At 47.8% G+C, this 16,679-nt stretch carries 17 protein-coding genes; 14 read left to right on the top strand and 3 right to left on the bottom strand.

All coding sequences use genetic code 11. The features are described from left to right. Window positions 1–61: 61 nt before the first annotated feature. Together FAH66_RS03205 and FAH66_RS03200 are read left to right on the top strand one after the other, a co-directional pair. Window positions 62–481 (top strand): hypothetical protein, encoded by a 420-nt coding sequence (locus tag FAH66_RS03205; protein WP_137040670.1) that lies wholly within the window; start codon window positions 62–64, stop codon window positions 479–481. A gap of 12 nt (window positions 482–493) precedes the next feature. Then, complete coding sequence (locus tag FAH66_RS03200; protein ID WP_137040669.1) at window positions 494–1,249, top strand: hypothetical protein; 756 nt, start codon at window positions 494–496, stop codon at window positions 1,247–1,249. A 320-nt stretch (window positions 1,250–1,569) separates the two neighbouring features. Here FAH66_RS03200 and ygfZ read toward each other — a convergent pair whose 3' ends face one another. The 3 genes from ygfZ to FAH66_RS03185 form a co-directional block, all read right to left on the bottom strand. Beyond that, complete coding sequence (gene ygfZ / locus FAH66_RS03195; protein WP_137040668.1) at window positions 1,570–2,427, bottom strand: CAF17-like 4Fe-4S cluster assembly/insertion protein YgfZ; 858 nt, start codon at window positions 2,425–2,427, stop codon at window positions 1,570–1,572. A gap of 122 nt (window positions 2,428–2,549) precedes the next feature. Then, on the bottom strand, window positions 2,550–3,113 hold the full coding sequence (locus FAH66_RS03190; protein ID WP_137040667.1) for a peptidylprolyl isomerase: 564 nt from the start codon (window positions 3,111–3,113) through the stop codon (window positions 2,550–2,552). Window positions 3,114–3,312: 199 nt separating this feature from the next. Next, complete coding sequence (locus FAH66_RS03185; protein ID WP_137040666.1) at window positions 3,313–5,535, bottom strand: TonB-dependent receptor; 2,223 nt, start codon at window positions 5,533–5,535, stop codon at window positions 3,313–3,315. Between the two features lie 250 nt (window positions 5,536–5,785). On the opposite strand from FAH66_RS03185, the gene FAH66_RS03180 reads away from it, so the two are divergent. The 12 genes from FAH66_RS03180 (at window position 5,786) to FAH66_RS03125 (ending at window position 16,626) form a co-directional block, all read left to right on the top strand. Beyond that, a complete protein-coding gene (locus FAH66_RS03180) occupies window positions 5,786–7,552 on the top strand; it encodes an ABC transporter ATP-binding protein/permease (protein WP_137040665.1) in 1,767 nt (588 codons plus the stop codon). A 148-nt stretch (window positions 7,553–7,700) separates the two neighbouring features. Beyond that, complete coding sequence (locus FAH66_RS03175) at window positions 7,701–8,426, top strand: glycosyltransferase family 2 protein (RefSeq protein ID WP_137040664.1); 726 nt, start codon at window positions 7,701–7,703, stop codon at window positions 8,424–8,426. Window positions 8,427–8,430: 4 nt separating this feature from the next. Then, window positions 8,431–9,360 (top strand): LpxL/LpxP family acyltransferase, encoded by a 930-nt coding sequence (locus FAH66_RS03170; protein WP_137040663.1) that lies wholly within the window; start codon window positions 8,431–8,433, stop codon window positions 9,358–9,360. Between the two features lie 26 nt (window positions 9,361–9,386). Further along, window positions 9,387–9,824 carry an acyl-CoA thioesterase gene (locus tag FAH66_RS03165; RefSeq protein WP_137040662.1) on the top strand — a complete coding sequence of 146 codons (438 nt, stop codon included), beginning with the start codon at window positions 9,387–9,389 and terminating at the stop codon, window positions 9,822–9,824. A gap of 103 nt (window positions 9,825–9,927) precedes the next feature. After that, window positions 9,928–11,307, top strand: a complete 1,380-nt coding sequence (locus FAH66_RS03160) for an MATE family efflux transporter (protein WP_137040661.1) — start codon at window positions 9,928–9,930, stop codon at window positions 11,305–11,307. A 64-nt stretch (window positions 11,308–11,371) separates the two neighbouring features. Next, window positions 11,372–12,145 carry an LEM-3-like GIY-YIG domain-containing protein gene (locus FAH66_RS03155; protein WP_137040660.1) on the top strand — a complete coding sequence of 258 codons (774 nt, stop codon included), beginning with the start codon at window positions 11,372–11,374 and terminating at the stop codon, window positions 12,143–12,145. 46 nt (window positions 12,146–12,191) lie between these two features. Continuing rightward, window positions 12,192–13,232, top strand: coding sequence for a UDP-N-acetylmuramate dehydrogenase (murB, locus tag FAH66_RS03150; protein WP_137040659.1), 1,041 nt, complete (start codon window positions 12,192–12,194; stop codon window positions 13,230–13,232). Window positions 13,233–13,250: 18 nt separating this feature from the next. Next, window positions 13,251–13,892 (top strand): TetR/AcrR family transcriptional regulator, encoded by a 642-nt coding sequence (locus FAH66_RS03145; RefSeq protein WP_070585653.1) that lies wholly within the window; start codon window positions 13,251–13,253, stop codon window positions 13,890–13,892. Between the two features lie 89 nt (window positions 13,893–13,981). Next, on the top strand, window positions 13,982–14,755 hold the full coding sequence (locus FAH66_RS03140) for a Rossmann-fold NAD(P)-binding domain-containing protein (RefSeq protein ID WP_137040658.1): 774 nt from the start codon (window positions 13,982–13,984) through the stop codon (window positions 14,753–14,755). A gap of 50 nt (window positions 14,756–14,805) precedes the next feature. After that, entirely contained in the window at window positions 14,806–15,378 is a 573-nt protein-coding gene (locus tag FAH66_RS03135; protein ID WP_137040657.1) for a ubiquinone biosynthesis accessory factor UbiJ, read from the top strand. A 27-nt stretch (window positions 15,379–15,405) separates the two neighbouring features. After that, window positions 15,406–16,296, top strand: a complete 891-nt coding sequence (locus tag FAH66_RS03130) for an NAD(+) kinase (protein ID WP_137040656.1) — start codon at window positions 15,406–15,408, stop codon at window positions 16,294–16,296. A gap of 24 nt (window positions 16,297–16,320) precedes the next feature. Then, on the top strand, window positions 16,321–16,626 hold the full coding sequence (locus FAH66_RS03125; RefSeq protein ID WP_137040655.1) for a hypothetical protein: 306 nt from the start codon (window positions 16,321–16,323) through the stop codon (window positions 16,624–16,626). The last annotated feature ends 53 nt before the right edge of the window (window positions 16,627–16,679 follow it).

The raw sequence follows: 16,679 nt of genomic DNA, 5'->3' as shown, positions 1-16,679 counted from the left end.
GAAGAATTGTTCTATATTCAGTTTAATTTAAAAAACAATCTTGACAAACAAGGAAATTATTATGGCAGTTAATTCTGAATCAACAAAAGAAGTAATCAGATCATATCTAGATAAAAATTCATTAAGATATAAAGATAATAATAAAGATGTTGATAGCTTTGTATTGGGTTTTTCTTATAGGAAAGATCAGGACATACAATTCAAGCTAGTAATCTCTGTGCAAGAAGGTGGTGATTTTATACAATTTTTTTCTTTATTAAAATTAAAACCAAATTTCCCTGACTTTCAAAAAAGATTACTTCAAGAAAATCTAGAGAAAAAGCTAATTAAATGGAGTGCTGATGAAGAAAAGAATGTTGTTTGTTCAGTTGATATATTAATTGATTATAAAGAAGAAATTTCACATAATCAAATTGAGCGTGCATTGCAGAGCATACAAAGCAGTATTGTTGCATTATCAGATTTATTCTCTTTTGAATAGTGGTGTTTAATTATGTCTAAAAATACTGATACTGTATCTCAAGATGATAAAAAAACTAGAAAGAATACTTGGAACATTATTTGGAATGTTTTTTGGTTGCTAATCATATTTGGTTTATTTATTATCATATTTAGAATCTCTCCATTTAACCAATCAAGTAATATACAAAGTAGTAGTAAGAGCTATTTAGATAAAAGCTTGCTTGAAAATACAACAATTTCTTGCACAAACAGAAAAGAATGTCAGGCTATAAAACGAGAATTTCAGCAGATTAAGGATGATATTTATAGGGTAGATATAGAAAAGATACAACTAAAAATAGATAACCAAGATAAAATAATTAACTCTCTAACATTTTCAGTTTCTTTGTATGCTGTATTAATAACTGTAATTTCTATATTTTTCTCATTGCGAGAATCTCAAAGAATTGATAAAGCATTAGATGATATTAAGAATTTTAAAGAAAAAGAAAGAGATGAAAAACTGAGTGTAATAGATAAAAAACTGAGTGTAATAGATAAAAAACGGAGTGCAATAGATAAAAAACTGGAGAAGTTAAACAGTAAAGTTGATGATTTTAAAGGTGAGTATAATGAATTTGTAAAAGAATTGGACAATTCATTTAGCGGAAATAAAGAAAAAAATGGAGATTTTATTCAGCAATCTGTCGGTAGGGATACGGATATAAGTGATGAAATTAAAAACGACGTATTGAAAAATAAAACCGATGAAAATAACAAAAATAAATTACATTTCAAAGAAAAATGAATTATATCTTACTCTTTCCTTTATAAAAACTAGCAAGCCATAACCTGCATCCCTCCCAACCGCGTGCGTGGCTACGCCACACACCCTACCTGCGGGCGACGCAAACCTTAAGATTAAGGTGTAGGGTGTGTGCGGTACGCACGCACGCGGTTTTTGTTGCTACCGAATGATTCCAAACCATGCCGTAATCCAGTCAGAAGCAAACGCAGCTTGGGTCATGTACCAACAAAACTCAATATCAAAGGCCGTCTGAATTTCAGGCGGCCTTTCTGTTTTCATTTCAAGCTGATATTTAAGCTTTTTATTCAATCATCTAACAATCAATCTTTCTCAACCGTGAAAAACAGTTCTTCCTGTTTCAAAGCATTGCCGTCTGCATCGGTTAATGCTGCTTCTGCTGCGGAAAACTTGATAACGGCAAGGCTGAGGCTGCCTTGCTCAGTCAGTGCCGTGTTAAGGATAACGCCTGCTTCTTCCTCGCCGACTTTGACGGCAATACCGGCGGCTTCCAAAGAATCACCGCTTAATACAGCCAGACCGCGTTTGACTTGGCCTCGGTATTGGGCGCGGGCGATGATTTCTTGGCCGGGGTAGCAGCCTTTACGGAAGTGGACTGCGCCGATGATGTGTTGGTTGAGCATTTGGGCAACAGCCGCTTCTTTGGTTGCGGCGCAAATCCACGGATAGCCGCTGCGGATTTCGTGCAGGTTCCACGCGTTTTCGGCTCCTGCTTGATATTCGGCTGCGTTTTCGGCTGCTGAAATTTTCAGACGGCCTGTGTGCGGCAAGGCAATTTCTACGGCGTTTTCTTGAATTTGGGCTGGGAAAGACAGTTGCGGTTCGGCAGCAGGATGAGGTTCTGCATTGTCTGCCAACTCGCCGCTGACTACTAAATCGGGCATCAGCTCGAAGACGACTTTTGCACGCAAGACAAACATTCTCAGGCGTTTGACGATGGCTTCGGTCAAATCTTGCGCCATGACCAACAGTAAATCTTCTCCGCGATTGACGACCAGCATATTCGCCAACACACGGCCTTTAGGCGTATTGTATGTGGCGTAACATGCCTGACCGGAAGCTAAATTATTAATATCATTGGATAATTGACCATGAAGAAATGAAGCTCTGTCTTCTCCGCTGACACGGACAACGCCGAAAAAAGGCAGGCGGGTTTGCATAATCGACTCCTTAAATTGTAGATGCTGAATTATCGCTCAAATTGCTACTTATTATCAAATAAATAAATTTAGGCCGTCTGAATGTTTCAGACGGCCTGTTGTTTGGGTTCAAACAATCAAAATTATTTGATGATGACTTTGCGGATAATCACGGCTTCGGTTGGAACGTCTTGGTGGAAGCCGCGTGTTGCTGTTTTTACTTTGCTGATTTTACGGACCACGTTCATGCCGGAAGTGACTTTACCGAAAACAGCATAGCCGTAGCCTTGAGGGGTTTTGCTTTTGAAATTCAAAAAGTCGTTGTCGGCTGTATTGATAAAGAACTGGCTGGTTGCTGAATTCGGATCGCCGGTACGCGCCATGGCGATGGTGCCGACGTTATTTTTCAAGCCGTTGTATGCTTCGTTGTTGATGGCTTTATCGGTGGATTTTTGAATCATATTCTCGGTAAATCCGCCGCCTTGAATCATAAAATTGTCGATAACACGGTGGAAAATCGTGTTGTCGTAAAAACCTTTTTTGGCGTAATTGACAAAGTTTGCCACGGTTTTCGGCGCTTTGACTTCATCCAGCTCCAGTTGGATGTTGCCCATATTGGTTTCAATCACGGCATGGGTAACTGCTTGCGCTTGCACGGAAAGTGAGAGTGCGAGGGCGCACAGGGTCAGTTTGATGGATTTTTTCATATGTCTTCTCGAAGGATGTATTGTGAAAATGGAATATTAACCTTGTTTCGCGTGAAATCCATAAAAAACATGTAAGATTTTTCAAGCAAAAAACATAAGGCAATCAAATCAGGCCGTCTGAAAAGGGATAAAAACCAAATTCTTGCTCTTTATCATTCCCTTTCAGACGGCCTGCTATTACGGTCAAACCGAAATCAGATTAGAAATCCAATTCCGCTTTCAGCCAATAAGTGCGCGGCATACCGACAACGGCGAAGCTGCGGTCGTATTGGCCGCGCTGTACTTGCCAGTAGTTTTTGTTAAACAGGTTTTCTACCGAGCTGCTGACGGTCAGTGTGTTTTTGCCCAGCTTGGTTTTGTAGCGCGCGCCTACGTCAACCAAAGTGTAGGACGGGAAGGCGTATTGTTTTTGCGTGTCTTGGTAAGACTTGCCGAAATACGAAACATTGCCGTTCAAGGTTAGACCTTTGACAAACGGTGTGTCCCATTCCACGCCCGCTTTGGCAATCACGCGCGGGTTGGCGACTTGTACGCCGTTAACCAAATTATCGGCGAAATTCGGATAATCTTTTACGGTTGATTGTAGATACATCAGACCAAAAGTCGGACGCAGGGTTTTGTTCAACAAGTTGGCATAGGTATTGAACTCAATACCGCGGCTGCGTTCTATGCCTTGCTCCGAACCGCTATAAGCCAAGCCTGCATTTTTGCGCGCTGCGAAATCAGTTCCTGAAGTCGTGTTGCCGCGCCAGTAGCCCGGGCGTTTGATTTGGAACACGTTTAAAGTGGTGACAAAGTTGCCCCAGTTTTTGCGTACGCCGACTTCAAATTGGCGGCTGACGCGCGGATCTGCCATCGTTACATGACCGTCGTCATCGGTACGGATGTCGGACGGCTCCAAATCTTCCATATAGTTTCCGTAAACCACCAAATCAGGCTGCGGAACCCATGCCGCCATCAACATCGGGCTGAAACGGTTCGCATCCGCTTTGCGGCCGTTTAATTTGTTTTTCTGCTCGACGGCTTGGAAACGTCCGCCCAAAGTGAGTCGGTATTTGTTGTCGGCAAAACCAAGCGTGTCGGAAACTGCCAAACTGTTTACTTTGATCACGGTATCCAATGAAGGTGTTGTATTCCATGCGCTGCCTAAGTTGGAATCCAATTTTGCCAATTGAGTAGGAATGTCGATGCTCGGATCGATAACGCTGCTTCTTGTTTGACGTGCGCCTTGATAAGTAGTGCGTTTGCGGTCGATGCGGTCAAATGCGGTACTCCAGTTGTGGCTTACCGGACCGGTTTCAAATTCGCCACGTGCAGTCAGATTCATACTGAGCGTTTTAAAACGCTGGTCGGTCAAACGCGCGCGACCTGAATTGTAGGTCAAACCGCTGCTCGTAACGGTAGGAGAGGCGAAATTACCGTAATAACGTGCATTGTTGTAGCCGATGCCGCCTGTAATTTGGGCATTTTCAAATGCATCCCATTCGAAGGTCAGCATATTCGTTTGACCGCGCGTGTTTTGAGCCTGCCAGCTCGGCGCCAAATTCACTTTGCCTTCAGGTGCGTCAAACAAGCGGCCGTTGGCGTTTTGAATGTCCTGCATACGCGCGCGACCGCCGTTGGTTTTGCGTTTCGCGTAGATGGAATCGAACGCCACGCGCAGTTTTTCGCCTCGATAGTCAGCATTTAAGGCAAATTCTTTGTTGTCTTCGCTGTAACCGTGACGCGGAGTGTCGCCATGGCGCAGTTTGCCGTTGGCGCGCACGCCGAATTCTTTGTTTTCTCCGAAGCGTTGACCTAAATCGAACGTACCTTGGGCGCGGTTGTTGCTGAACCAGCCCAAACCGATTTTGCGGTTGCCTTCATCGGCGGCTTTTTTGGTTTCAATATTGACGGAACCGGATACCGCGCCTTCAGGGTCCATGCCGTTTACGGCGGTGGAGGCGCCTTTAATCAGTTGCGCGGAGCCAACTTGCACGCTGGCCGTGCCTTGCGTGCCGTACATCCCTGCCAAACCGTTGACGCTGAATTGGCGCGCATCAAGCTGATAACCGCGGAAATACAAACCGGTAAGCGTGTTGCTTTCGCCGCCGAACTGCCAAACGGAAGCGTCTTTTTTCGCTACGGCATCCACCAAAGTACGCGCCTCAGTATTGTTGAGGGCTTGTTCGTCGTAGTTGACGACGGTAATCGGTGCGGTAAAGGCATTGGCTTTGCCCAATACGCCCAAGTTCACGCGGTCGCGCAAGTCGCCGTCGCTGGCGATGGAGTAAGAACGGGCGGCTTTGACGCGTTTGGCGTCGGCGCGGACATTGACTTCCTGCAACTGCTGTTGCACAGGGGTTTCGGGTGTCGCTTCATCGGCGGCATAAGAAAACGCGCTCATAATCAAAAGCGGCATCAGGGCTAATTTGCTATTCATAGATTCCTTCTGTCTTTGAGGTGGGTTATTTTTGTTGCAATAAGCGTTAAAAATCACAAAGTAATTTTGCTGCGGAATTATATTTGATAACATTCTGGTTTTCTATAAAAAGTGATGATAACTATTTGTAAAAACAAAAATACAACATCAATCAAAACTTTATCCATAGTAATTGTAAATTATTTTATTAAGCGGAGAATCAGGGTTTCAGACGACCCCTGCCCGCTGCCTGCCTCAAGAGACAACGCACATGCAAAAATGGCAAACCGAGCTTTATTCCACGCCGTCTTGGCTGTTACAAACCTTATTGATGGTCGCCGCCGCCTCGGCGGTGATTCTGTTTTTGGCACGTAAAACGCGCTTCGGGCGTGAGTTTGCCTATATCCTGCGGCTGTGCCTGACACCGAAAAGCGCGGTCAAAGTATTGCTGCTGATTACGGCGATGATTGCGCTGCTGTTAACCGAAGTGCGGCTGAATGTATTGAGTACCTTTATGTCCAAAGGGCTTTACGACTCGATGCAGGATTTGAACGCCTCCGCGTTTTGGATGTTTGCAGCGATGAACGCGGGCGTGGTGTTGATACGGGCGTTTAACAACGTCATCAACGACTTTCTCGATCAAGGCTTGGCGATTAAATGGTCAGAGCGGCTCAATGAAGTTTTGACTTCGCGCTGGCTTGCCGACAAAAACTACTACCGCCTGCAAATGCGCCGCCATGCACCGGACAACATCGACCAGCGTATCCAACAAGATGCGCAGGATTTCATCGCCTCGACCATCGAATTTGTGCGCGGCATGGTCAATTCAGTCGTTACCTCGCTCGAATTTGCCGTTGTTTTATGGGGTTTGGCGGGCATCCTGACCGTGTTCGGCTTCGACATTCCGCACGGCATCGTTTGGTTTGTCTATATGTTTGTGATTTTGGCGACCTTTGTCGCCATGTGGATAGGCAACCCTTTGATTCGTTACAACTATGAAAACGAAAAGCTCAACGGCGACTACCGTTACTCCCTCATCCGCGTGCGCGACCATGCCGAAAGCGTGGCGTTTTACAGCGGCGAAAAACACGAACACGACCAGCTTGCCGACCGCTTCAAAGCCATCATCCGCAACCGTTGGCGCATCGCCCGCCAAAGCGTTTGCCTGAGCGGCTTTAACGATATGTTCACCAACGGCATCAAGCTTTTTCCCATTATTTTGCAAGCCCCGCGCCTGTTTGCCGGACAAATCAAAATCGGCGACATCCAGCAGACCGTCCAAGCCTTCGCACGACTGCAAAACGCACTGTCTTTCTTTCGAATGTTCTACAACAAATTCACCGCCTACCGCGCTCGACTGGAGCGTCTGTACGGCTTTTTGCTGAGCACGGAAGAAAAACACACCGCACGACAACCCGACCTTACCGAAGTTTCAGACGGCCTGATCTTAGAAAACGTTGCCCTATACCGCCACAACGGCGAAGTTTTATTAGACGGTATCAACATCAACCTCAAAAACGGCAACTCCCTGCTAATACGCGGCCCGAGCGGTTGCGGCAAAACTTCGTTGCTGCGCGCGCTGGCTGGACTTTGGCCTTTCGGTAGCAGCGGTAAAGTCAGCCATCCGCCGCATCAAGACATCCTCTTCCTGCCGCAACGCCCGTACACGGCACAAGGCAGCCTGCGCGATGCGATTTGTTACCCCGACATCGACAAACAACATCCCGAGTTAGCCGAAGCCATGAACACCTGCCGTTTAGGTTATCTAATTGATAAATTGGATAAAACCGACGACTGGCAACACAAACTCTCCCCCGGCGAACTGCAACGCGTCGCCTTCGTCCGCGCCCTGCTCACGCAACCCAAAGTCATCCTTCTCGATGAAGCCACCGCCGCCTTGGACGAACCGACTGAAGCCATGCTCTACCGCGCCTTAAAGCAAAAACTGCCCGACAGCATCATCATCAGCATCGGCCACCGCAGTACGCTCAACGAGTTCCATGATTTATGCCTCGATGTCGGTCATGTACAATGCTGAATTAATGGCATATAAAAGGCCGTCTGAAACAGTGAAAAACGAAATCAAACGATTTTGTCATCGCCGTTTCAGACGGCCTCTTTTCAAACGCCATGGCATGTTTATTTGCTATACTCTGCACTGTGTTAACGTCGTCTAAAAAATATTTATGAAAACCCTGGCCCTTATTCCACATTACAACCACCCGACCACCATCAGCCACGTTGCCCAAACCATGCGCGGCTTTGGTTTAAACGTTTTAATTGTGGACGACGGTTCACGCGAAGAATGCAAACCTGTATTGCAGGCTTTGGTTTCAGACGGCATTGATGTCCTTTACCGCCCCATCAACGGCGGCAAAGGCGCAGCGGTCAAAACCGGCTTGGAATACGCTCAAGAACATGGTTATACCCACGTTTTGCAGGTTGATGCAGACGGCCAGCATTGCTTGAACGATACGCCCAAACTCCTCGCCGCAGCAGAACGAAATCCCGAAGCCGTTGTTTGCGGCTGGCCGCAATACGGCGATGACGCGCCCAAAGCACGGCTTTACGGACGCAAAATTACCGATTTCTGGAATATGCTGCACACTTGGTCATGCGACATCAAAGACGGTATGTGCGGCTTCCGCCTCTATCCGCTGGCACCCGCGCTATCCGTCGTCCGCGAAGAAACCGTAGGTGACCGCATGGACTTCGACACGGAAATCCTTATCCGCCTGTACTGGCGCAACGTCAAACCGGTTTGGATTAAAACGCCCGTCCAATACGCCGCAGACGGCGTGTCTCACTTTGATGCCTTTGCCGACAATGTCCGCATCAGCAAAATGCACACACGGCTGTTTTTCGGTATGTTGAAACACCGATTGGGTAAAGTTTTCGGAAAGGCCGTCTGAAACCATGACCGACAATAAACAAACCCATTGGGCGGCGCAGCCCGAACGCGGCAGCCGCCTGTTTCTCGCTCTGACCACACTGATGGTGCGCTATCTGCCGGCTTTTTTCATGAGGCCGTGCATTTGGTTTGTGGTGCTTTATTTTTATGCAACCGCGCCCAAACCGCGCCGTCATGTCTTACGCTATCAAACCCGTCTTCAGACGACCTTTCCCCATATCGTCCTGCCGAAACACAGCGTATTCAAACAATTCGTCGCATTTGGCGAAGCGGTTTGCGACCGTTTTGCCGTGTGGCAACGCAAAATCCGTTATAAAGATTTGGTGATTGAAGATCCGGACGACATCTATTCGCAAATCAAGCGCAACGAACGCGGCCAGATTTTTGCCTGTTCGCACTTGGGCAATACCGAAGTTTGCCGTGCGCTGGTGTCGCACCATAAAGATTTCAGACTCAACGTATTGGTGCACAGCAAACACGCGCAGGCATTTAACGAGGCATTGCAAAAAGCCGGTGCAGATCATATCCGTCTGATTCAAGTAACAGATTTGGACACCACCCTGATGATGGAATTGAACAGCCGTATCGAAAACGGCGAATGGATTGCCATCGCGGCCGACCGCGTGCCTGTACGCGGCGAGAAAACCGCCGACATTAATTTCTTAGGCCATACCGCCCCTATGCCGCAAGGCGCGTGGCTGTTGGCTTCGCTTTTAAAAACGCAGGTAAACACGCTGTTTTGCGTCAAACAAAACGGCCACTATCATTTGAAACTGCGCCGCTTTACCGATACTTCCAGCTGGAAACGCGGCAACCGCGAGGCTGCCGTCAAAGACGCGATGCAGGGTTTTGCCGACATTTTGGCGCAAGAATGTGCGCAAAATCCGCTACAATGGTTCAATTTTTATGATTTTTGGGGCGAAGACGCCGTCTGAAACCATCACATTCACTCTTTTAAACCATGAAAAAACACATCTACTGCCAACACAGCTTTGAAACTGAAGTTCCTTTTTTTGACGTAGATGCCATGCACATCGTGTGGCACGGCAACTATGTCAAATACCTTGAAACCGCACGTTGTGCTTTTCTGTCTTCCATCGGTTACGACTACAACGTAATGGGACGGCAAGGGTACAGCTGGCCGATTGTGCAGATGAACCTCAAATACATCCGCCCTGCCCGTTTCGGCCAAAAAATCCGCGTTGATATGGACATTGTCGAAATCGAAAGCTGCCTGCGTATCGATTACACCATTTACGATGCCGAAACCAACGAAAAACTGACTCGCGCTTCGACTACCCAAGCCGCGGTTTCGCTTTCAGACGGCCTGATGCAGTTTCAAACGCCGGACAGCTGGTTGGAAGCAGTAAAAAGACATCCGACATTTAAGGCCGTCTGAAAAATTTAGCGATTAAACAACATATTGTCTGCTTATCAGCTTTACCCTTTATAATTTTAAGTTTCCATTTCAGACGGCCTTTATCCTCAATCCACACATCATTATGCTACTGAACCTCAACCGCTTTACCTTTCCTGTTTTCTTAAAAGAAACCCGCCTGCTTACTGCCCTTGCCCTGCCTATGCTGTTGGCGCAAGTGGCGCAAGTGGGTATTGGTTTTGTCGATACGGTAATGGCCGGTGGCGCAGGTAAGGAAGATTTGGCCGCGGTGGCTTTGGGCAGCAGCGCATTCTCGACGATTTACATTACCTTTATGGGCGTGATGGCGGCATTGAACCCGATGATTGCCCAGCTATACGGCGCAGGTAAAACCGAAGAAGTCGGCAAAACAGGAATGCAGGGCATTTGGTTTGGCTTGTGTTTGGGCGTATTCGGCATGCTGTTGATGTGGGCGATGATTATGCCTTTCCGTCATTGGCTGACATTGAACGATTATGTCGAAGACACGATGGCACAATATATGCTCTTTACCAGCTTGGCAATGCCGGCCGCCATGATACACCGCGCCCTGCATGCTTATGCCTCCAGCTTGAACCGTCCGCGCGTGATTATGTTGGTCAGCTTTGCGGCATTTGTGTTGAATGTGCCGCTAAACTATGTGTTCGTTTACGGCAAATTCGGTATGCCTGCTTTGGGTGGCGCAGGTTGCGGCATGGCAACGGCGGCGGTATTTTGGTTCAGCGCATTGGCTTTGTGGCTTTATATCGCCAAAGAAAAATTCTTCCGTCCGTTTGGTTTGACGGCAAAAATCGGCAAACCCGATTTGACGGCTTTCAAACAGATTTGGAAAATCGGCGCACCTATCGGCTTGTCTTATTTTCTAGAAGCCAGCGCGTTTTCGTTTATCGTCTTTTTGGTGGCGCCATTCGGCGAGGATTATGTCGCCGCCCAACAAGTTGTTATCAGCCTGTCGGGCATTTTGTATATGATTCCGCAAAGCGTCGGCTCTGCAAGCACGGTACGCGTAGGCTTTTCACTCGGACGACGCGAGTTTTTGCGGGCGCGTTATATTTCAGGCGTTTCGCTGGTATTGGGCTGGGTACTTGCCACCTGTACCGCGCTGCTCTTGGTCATCTTTCGCTTTCAGTTGGCCGGTATGTACACCAACGATGCGGCAGTATTGGACATTGCTGCGACCGTTTTATTTTTCGCTTCCCTATTCCAACTGGCAGATGCCACCCAATGTATCGCTTCATATGCGCTGCGCGGCTATAAAGTGACCAAAATGCCGATGTTCATCCATGCCGTGGCTTTCTGGGGTTGCGGCCTGCTGCCCGGCTACCTGCTTGCCTATCATGTCGATATGGGCATTTACGGCTTCTGGACTGCGCTGACCGTTTCACTGACGATTGCCGCCATCGCATTGGTATGGTGCTTGGAGCTTTGCAGTAAAGAGATGGTCAGATCGCATAAGGCCGTCTGAAATTTCTTTCAGACGGCCTCCATTGATATTTCATTTACGGCTTATTCACTTTTAAGAAAAAAAAATGTTTTCAACTTCCATTATAGAAAAACTTGCTTACTATATTTATTGCTTGATTGACCCTAGAGACGGCAATATTTTCTATGTAGGTAAAGGCGTGGGCAATCGCGTTTTCCATCATGCCCTAGGTTCATTACAAGAAACAGAAACGCCAAGTGATAAAATTGCTTTGATTAGGGAAATACATAAAAGCGGAAACCAGCCCGTGTATTACATTCTGCGGCACAACATCCAAACAGACAAACAGGCTTTTGAATATGAAGCAATGGCAATAGACCTACTCTCCCTAGTCAAGCCGAGCCAGCAGCCGCTGACTAATATTCAAGGCGGCACGCATTCTTCTGAAGTAGGATTGATGAGCTTGTCCGAATTAAAACGAAAATATGATGCGCAAGAATTGAAAACTGATAAACCTATTGTTTTAATTACGATTAATAACGAATACGAGAAACTGAAAAAAGACATCAGATCAGGGAATATTCCTGAAGCCGATAGGCATAAGGAAATTTATGAGCGCACACGGAAATATTGGAAAATCGGAAGCCGACGTGAAAAAGCAAAATATGCAGTTGCAGTCTATCGCGGCTGGACATTGGCAGTGTATGAAATCGAAAGATGGATTTCTGCCGACGATATTATTCAAGGTCGCTGGATGTTTGAAGGCAAGCCGTTGCCAAAAGAGTCCGACATTTATCAAGAAATCGTGGACAAGCTGACCTATTCTTCCCAAGAAAACTATAAAGCCCCCCAAAACCCCATTACCTATCGTAATTGTTAAATAGTAAGTTTTCAGACGACCTGAATCCATAAAATCACAAATCATCATGCAACCCATCCAATACCAAACCGACCTTACCCCTTACAACACTTTCGGCCTGAAAGCCAAAGCCCAAGCCTTTATCGCGCTCAAACATGCCGACGAGTTGCGCGACATCGTCCGGCTGCCTGAGTTCAACCAAGATACTGTGTTATGGCTCGGCGGCGGCAGCAATATCCTTTTGATGGAGGACTACGCCGGTCTGGTTGTTCATATGGAAAACAAGGGAATACGCGAAATTGAGCGTTCAGACGGCCTGGTTTATATCGAAGCTCAGGCCGGGGAAATTTGGCATGATTTTGTTTTGCATACGGTTGAACTGGGTTTAAGCGGGCTGGAAAACCTCAGCCTGATTCCGGGCACAGTCGGCGCGTCTCCGGTACAAAATATCGGTGCATATGGTGTTGAAGCGAAAGATGTTATCCATAGCGTACGCTGCTTTGATTTGGATACGGACACCTTTGTCGAGCTTTCCAATGCCGACTGTGACTTTGCCTATCGTGAAAGCCTGTTCAAACAGGAAGGCAAAGGCCGTTATGTGATTGTTTCGGTTGTCTTTGCGTTGAAAGAGCATTTTGTGCCGAACTTGGGCTATGGCGATTTGGCGGCAGCGGTTGCCGAACTAAGCCAAGGCCGTGAGGCAACGGCCAAAGATGTTTCCGATGCAGTGTGTGCAATCCGCAACAGTAAACTGCCTAATCCTAACGTACTTGGTAATGTTGGGAGTTTCTTTAAAAACCCTGTTGTCTGCGCTGAAAAAGCGGCCGATTTGTTGCAACAATACCCCAATATGCCACGCTATCCGCAGCCTGACGGTTCGGTCAAACTCGCAGCCGGCTGGCTGATTGACCAATGCCGTCTGAAAGGCCATCAGATTGGCGGTGCGGCAGTGCATGACAGACAGGCTTTGGTTTTGGTGAATAAAAACAATGCATCCGCGCAAGATGTCCACCAGCTGGCACAATATGTTTGTAATACAGTATTTACTCAATTTCAGGTAGAATTACACGCAGAACCCAACTGGCTGCCTACTTCATACAGCCTATAAAACAAAGGAGTGTATCCCATGCCGCGCATTGCTAAAGTCAACACTTACACACGAATCATCAATGCCAGCCTCGCCTTGTTCAACGAAGAAGGCGAGCGCAATATCAGCACCAACCATATTGCCGCCCACTTAGGCATCAGCCCGGGCAATCTCTACTACCATTTCCGCAACAAAGACGAAATCATCGTCCAATTGTTCAAACGTTACAGCGATGCCCTGCTTGCCTACCTTAACGAAGCCGTGTTGCCGTCTAATGTTGAAGACTCCATCAACTACATGGCCGGTATTTATGATGTGATGTGGGAATATCGTTTCCTCTTCAGCGATGTGAACACCCTGCTTGCCCGCAGTGCCGAATTATTGGGCGAACACAATACCTTTACCCAAGCCAAAGTTTCCCCGCTGTTGGTCAACCTGCTGACCCAGCTCAACGGTCTGAACATCATCAGCGCAGACCAAACCGCCATGAACGACCTTGCCGTCAATATGTGGATGGTGACAAAATACTGGTTCGACTTCGACAGCTCCCTGCGCGGCCGCGCCAAGTTGACCGAAGATTCCAAAGTACGGGGCATCAGCCGCACACTCAGCCTGTTGCGCCCTTACCTCCTGCCGGAACACCGTGCCGAATTCGACCAAAAAATCGGCAGCAACCATTAATTCTTCCATACAAAGGCCGTCTGAAAACGTGGCTTTAACTAAGTTAAAGCTATTTTCAGACGGCCTGTTAATTTTCGGATGCTTTATTTATGCACCTCCCCGATATTTCTATTCTCGGCTTAGGCTATCTCGGCCTGCCGCTGGCGCAAAAATGTTATGAACAAGGCAGTCAGGTAGCCGCCATCAAACGCACCCTGACTTCCGACGACATCAATCTGCCGATTGAACTCGACATCATCGATTTGAATCAAGACGATATTTTTCACAGTTCGGCATTGTGGCAAAACCATATCAACAAGCCGACATGGTTTTGCCTGCTTCCGCCTTCGTCATTAAACCATTACGCCGATACCCTGAAAAAATGGATTCAACTTGCCGAGCAATCTAAGGTACAACACATCATCTTTACCAGCAGCACCAGCATGTATGGCGACCAAGCACGCATATGCGATGAAACCACGTCTCCCGATCCGCAAACCGAATCCGCCCGTCAAATCCTCGCAGTCGAGCAAGCTTTGTTTGAAAGCGCCGTCCCCCATATCGACATACTGCGACTGGGCGGACTTTATTCTGCCGACCGTCATCCTGTTACCAAGCTGGTTCAAAAAACACGCATTCAAGGCGGCAATCAACCTGTTAATATTCTTCATAAAGACTTGGCCGTCCAAGTCCTTTTTCAGACGGCCTGCCAAGCTGACGGCAAGCATATCCGCAATATTGTCGAACCCCGCCACCCAAGCCGGGCCGAATTTTATACTGCCGAAGCGGCCAAACTCGGCCTACCGGCTCCTGATTTCATCATTGATGACAAAAGCAACGGCAAAATTGTAAATACCGTTTGCGCAGACGGGCTAAGCCTGTAAAATTGCGACTCAACCCATTCATCCGTTTCAGACGGCATTTAGAGTAAACCATGTCCGCCCTATTTCCCCTTATCAACCACCTGATACAGCAAAATCCAGAGCAACAGCGTGAGCTGTCTGAATTTGCAGGCAGCATCATCTGCATCAGCCTGACCGGTTTCCGACTGACCGGACGCATCAGCGAACAAGGTTTTCTTGAAACCACAAACGAAACCGCCGACACCAACATCACATTCCACAACAGCGCCATCCAAAAAATCCTCCAAGGCGGCCAGCCCGGCGTGGGCGACATCAGCCTCGAAGGCGACTTGGTCTTGGGCATGTCCGTCCTTCCTATTTTAGGTGGACTGCGCTATTATCCAAGCGACGATTTGGCACGTGTATTCGGTCATGTGGCCGCAGAAAGCATCAGCTCGCGCGCCGGCGACATCGGCCACACCATGAAAAAAATCGGCAAAAGCATTGCCGAGCAAATCAGCGACTTTTCACGCGAACCCGAGTCCCCTGTTATCGACCAAGCCACACTTGCTGCATGGTTGGAAGAAGTGGACAAACTGCGTGACGATGTTGCCCGCCTAAACGAACGCCTCGACCGGCTCGAGCGCGATATCTGGATAGATTAGACACTTAATTTCAGACGGCCTACTACCATGAAAAGCCCATTTAAAAACATCGGTATCGTTACACGTCCTAATACGCCCGAAATTCAAGATACCGTCCACACATTGGTTTCTTTTCTGCGCGAAAACGGCTTTACCATCTATCTGGATGAATTGAGCGTAGAAGAACACTGCGTCTATATCCAAGATTCCGCCTACTGCGAAATCGTAAACAAAGCCCAGCTGGGCAAATATTGCGACCTCGTCGTTGTACTCGGTGGCGACGGTACCTTCCTCTCCGCCGCCCGCGAAGTCGCCCCCCGCGCCGTCCCCATTATCGGCATCAATCAAGGCCACTTGGGCTTTCTTACCCAAATCTCACGCGACACCATGGTTGAGGGCATCCGCCCCGTATTGGAAGGCAAATATCTGCCCGAAGAGCGCATCCTCATCGAAGCCAGCATCATTCGTGACGGCGAAACCATCGAACGCGCCCTCGCCCTCAACGACACCGTACTGTCTCGTGGCGGCGCAGGCCAAATGATTGAATTTGAAGTATTTATCAATCAAGAATTTGTCTATACCCAACGCTCAGACGGCCTGATTATTTCCACGCCGACAGGTTCGACCGCCTACGCGCTTGCCGCCGGCGGCCCCATCATGCAGGCCGGTTTGCACGCCTTCACACTTGTGCCTATCTGTCCGCAATCCATGACCAACCGTCCGATTGCCATCCCCGACACCAGCGTGATTGAAATCCTCATCACCAAAAGCGGCGACGCACGCGCACACTTTGACGGACAATCCCATATCGACGTGCAAAACTTCGACCGCATCATCATCCGCCGCTATCATAACCCCTTGCGCGTCCTTCATCCAACCGATTACCAATACTTCAAGACCCTGCGTCAAAAGCTGCATTGGGGCGAACAATTAATTTAACCAACTTCAATAAACAGGCTTACCATGAAAACCATTTCAAAAACCTTAATCATTGCACTGTGTACTCTTTCCTCCCTATCCGTCTCCGCGCACGGCATGCACAAAAGCAAACCTTTATCCTTTGAAGAGTTGCCGAAAATCTGCCAGCAATACTTTACCCGTGCAGATGCGTGTTATCAAAAAGCAGGCGATAAAGCATCGTTCCAACGCGACAACACAAAATACCTGCGCCAAATCCTGCCTGCCGCCGACGTAGGCCAACGTGAACACATGTGCCAAATTGCCATGGATACATTCGCCGAAAAAACAAAAGGCTTAAATTGCGAATAAAGACCTCTGTCTTGACTCTAGCAATTTTTGGTTTCATAAAAAGGCCGTCTGAA

The organism is Neisseria subflava (assembly GCF_005221305.1).
Lineage (GTDB): Bacteria > Pseudomonadota > Gammaproteobacteria > Burkholderiales > Neisseriaceae > Neisseria > Neisseria subflava.
The sequence above is the reverse complement of the archived record's forward strand: the minus strand, read 5'-3'. Positions and strand labels throughout refer to the sequence as shown.

Excerpts from the sequence above, each read along its gene's own strand:
- FAH66_RS03140 (WP_137040658.1), top strand. The coding sequence starts at position 13,982 with ATGCACCTCCCCGATATTTCTATTCTCGGCTTAGGCTATCTCGGCCTG.
- FAH66_RS03145 (WP_070585653.1), top strand. The coding sequence starts at position 13,251 with ATGCCGCGCATTGCTAAAGTCAACACTTACACACGAATCATCAATGCC.
- FAH66_RS03175 (WP_137040664.1), top strand. The coding sequence starts at position 7,701 with ATGAAAACCCTGGCCCTTATTCCACATTACAACCACCCGACCACCATC.
- FAH66_RS03130 (WP_137040656.1), top strand. The coding sequence starts at position 15,406 with ATGAAAAGCCCATTTAAAAACATCGGTATCGTTACACGTCCTAATACG.
- murB (WP_137040659.1), top strand. The coding sequence starts at position 12,192 with ATGCAACCCATCCAATACCAAACCGACCTTACCCCTTACAACACTTTC.
- FAH66_RS03170 (WP_137040663.1), top strand. The coding sequence starts at position 8,431 with ATGACCGACAATAAACAAACCCATTGGGCGGCGCAGCCCGAACGCGGC.
- FAH66_RS03160 (WP_137040661.1), top strand. The coding sequence starts at position 9,928 with ATGCTACTGAACCTCAACCGCTTTACCTTTCCTGTTTTCTTAAAAGAA.
- FAH66_RS03200 (WP_137040669.1), top strand. The coding sequence starts at position 494 with ATGTCTAAAAATACTGATACTGTATCTCAAGATGATAAAAAAACTAGA.
- FAH66_RS03155 (WP_137040660.1), top strand. The coding sequence starts at position 11,372 with ATGTTTTCAACTTCCATTATAGAAAAACTTGCTTACTATATTTATTGC.
- FAH66_RS03180 (WP_137040665.1), top strand. The coding sequence starts at position 5,786 with ATGCAAAAATGGCAAACCGAGCTTTATTCCACGCCGTCTTGGCTGTTA.
- FAH66_RS03165 (WP_137040662.1), top strand. The coding sequence starts at position 9,387 with ATGAAAAAACACATCTACTGCCAACACAGCTTTGAAACTGAAGTTCCT.
- FAH66_RS03135 (WP_137040657.1), top strand. The coding sequence starts at position 14,806 with ATGTCCGCCCTATTTCCCCTTATCAACCACCTGATACAGCAAAATCCA.
- FAH66_RS03205 (WP_137040670.1), top strand. The coding sequence starts at position 62 with ATGGCAGTTAATTCTGAATCAACAAAAGAAGTAATCAGATCATATCTA.
- FAH66_RS03190 (WP_137040667.1), bottom strand. The coding sequence starts at position 3,113 with ATGAAAAAATCCATCAAACTGACCCTGTGCGCCCTCGCACTCTCACTT.
- ygfZ (WP_137040668.1), bottom strand. The coding sequence starts at position 2,427 with ATGCAAACCCGCCTGCCTTTTTTCGGCGTTGTCCGTGTCAGCGGAGAA.
- FAH66_RS03125 (WP_137040655.1), top strand. The coding sequence starts at position 16,321 with ATGAAAACCATTTCAAAAACCTTAATCATTGCACTGTGTACTCTTTCC.
- FAH66_RS03185 (WP_137040666.1), bottom strand. The coding sequence starts at position 5,535 with ATGAATAGCAAATTAGCCCTGATGCCGCTTTTGATTATGAGCGCGTTT.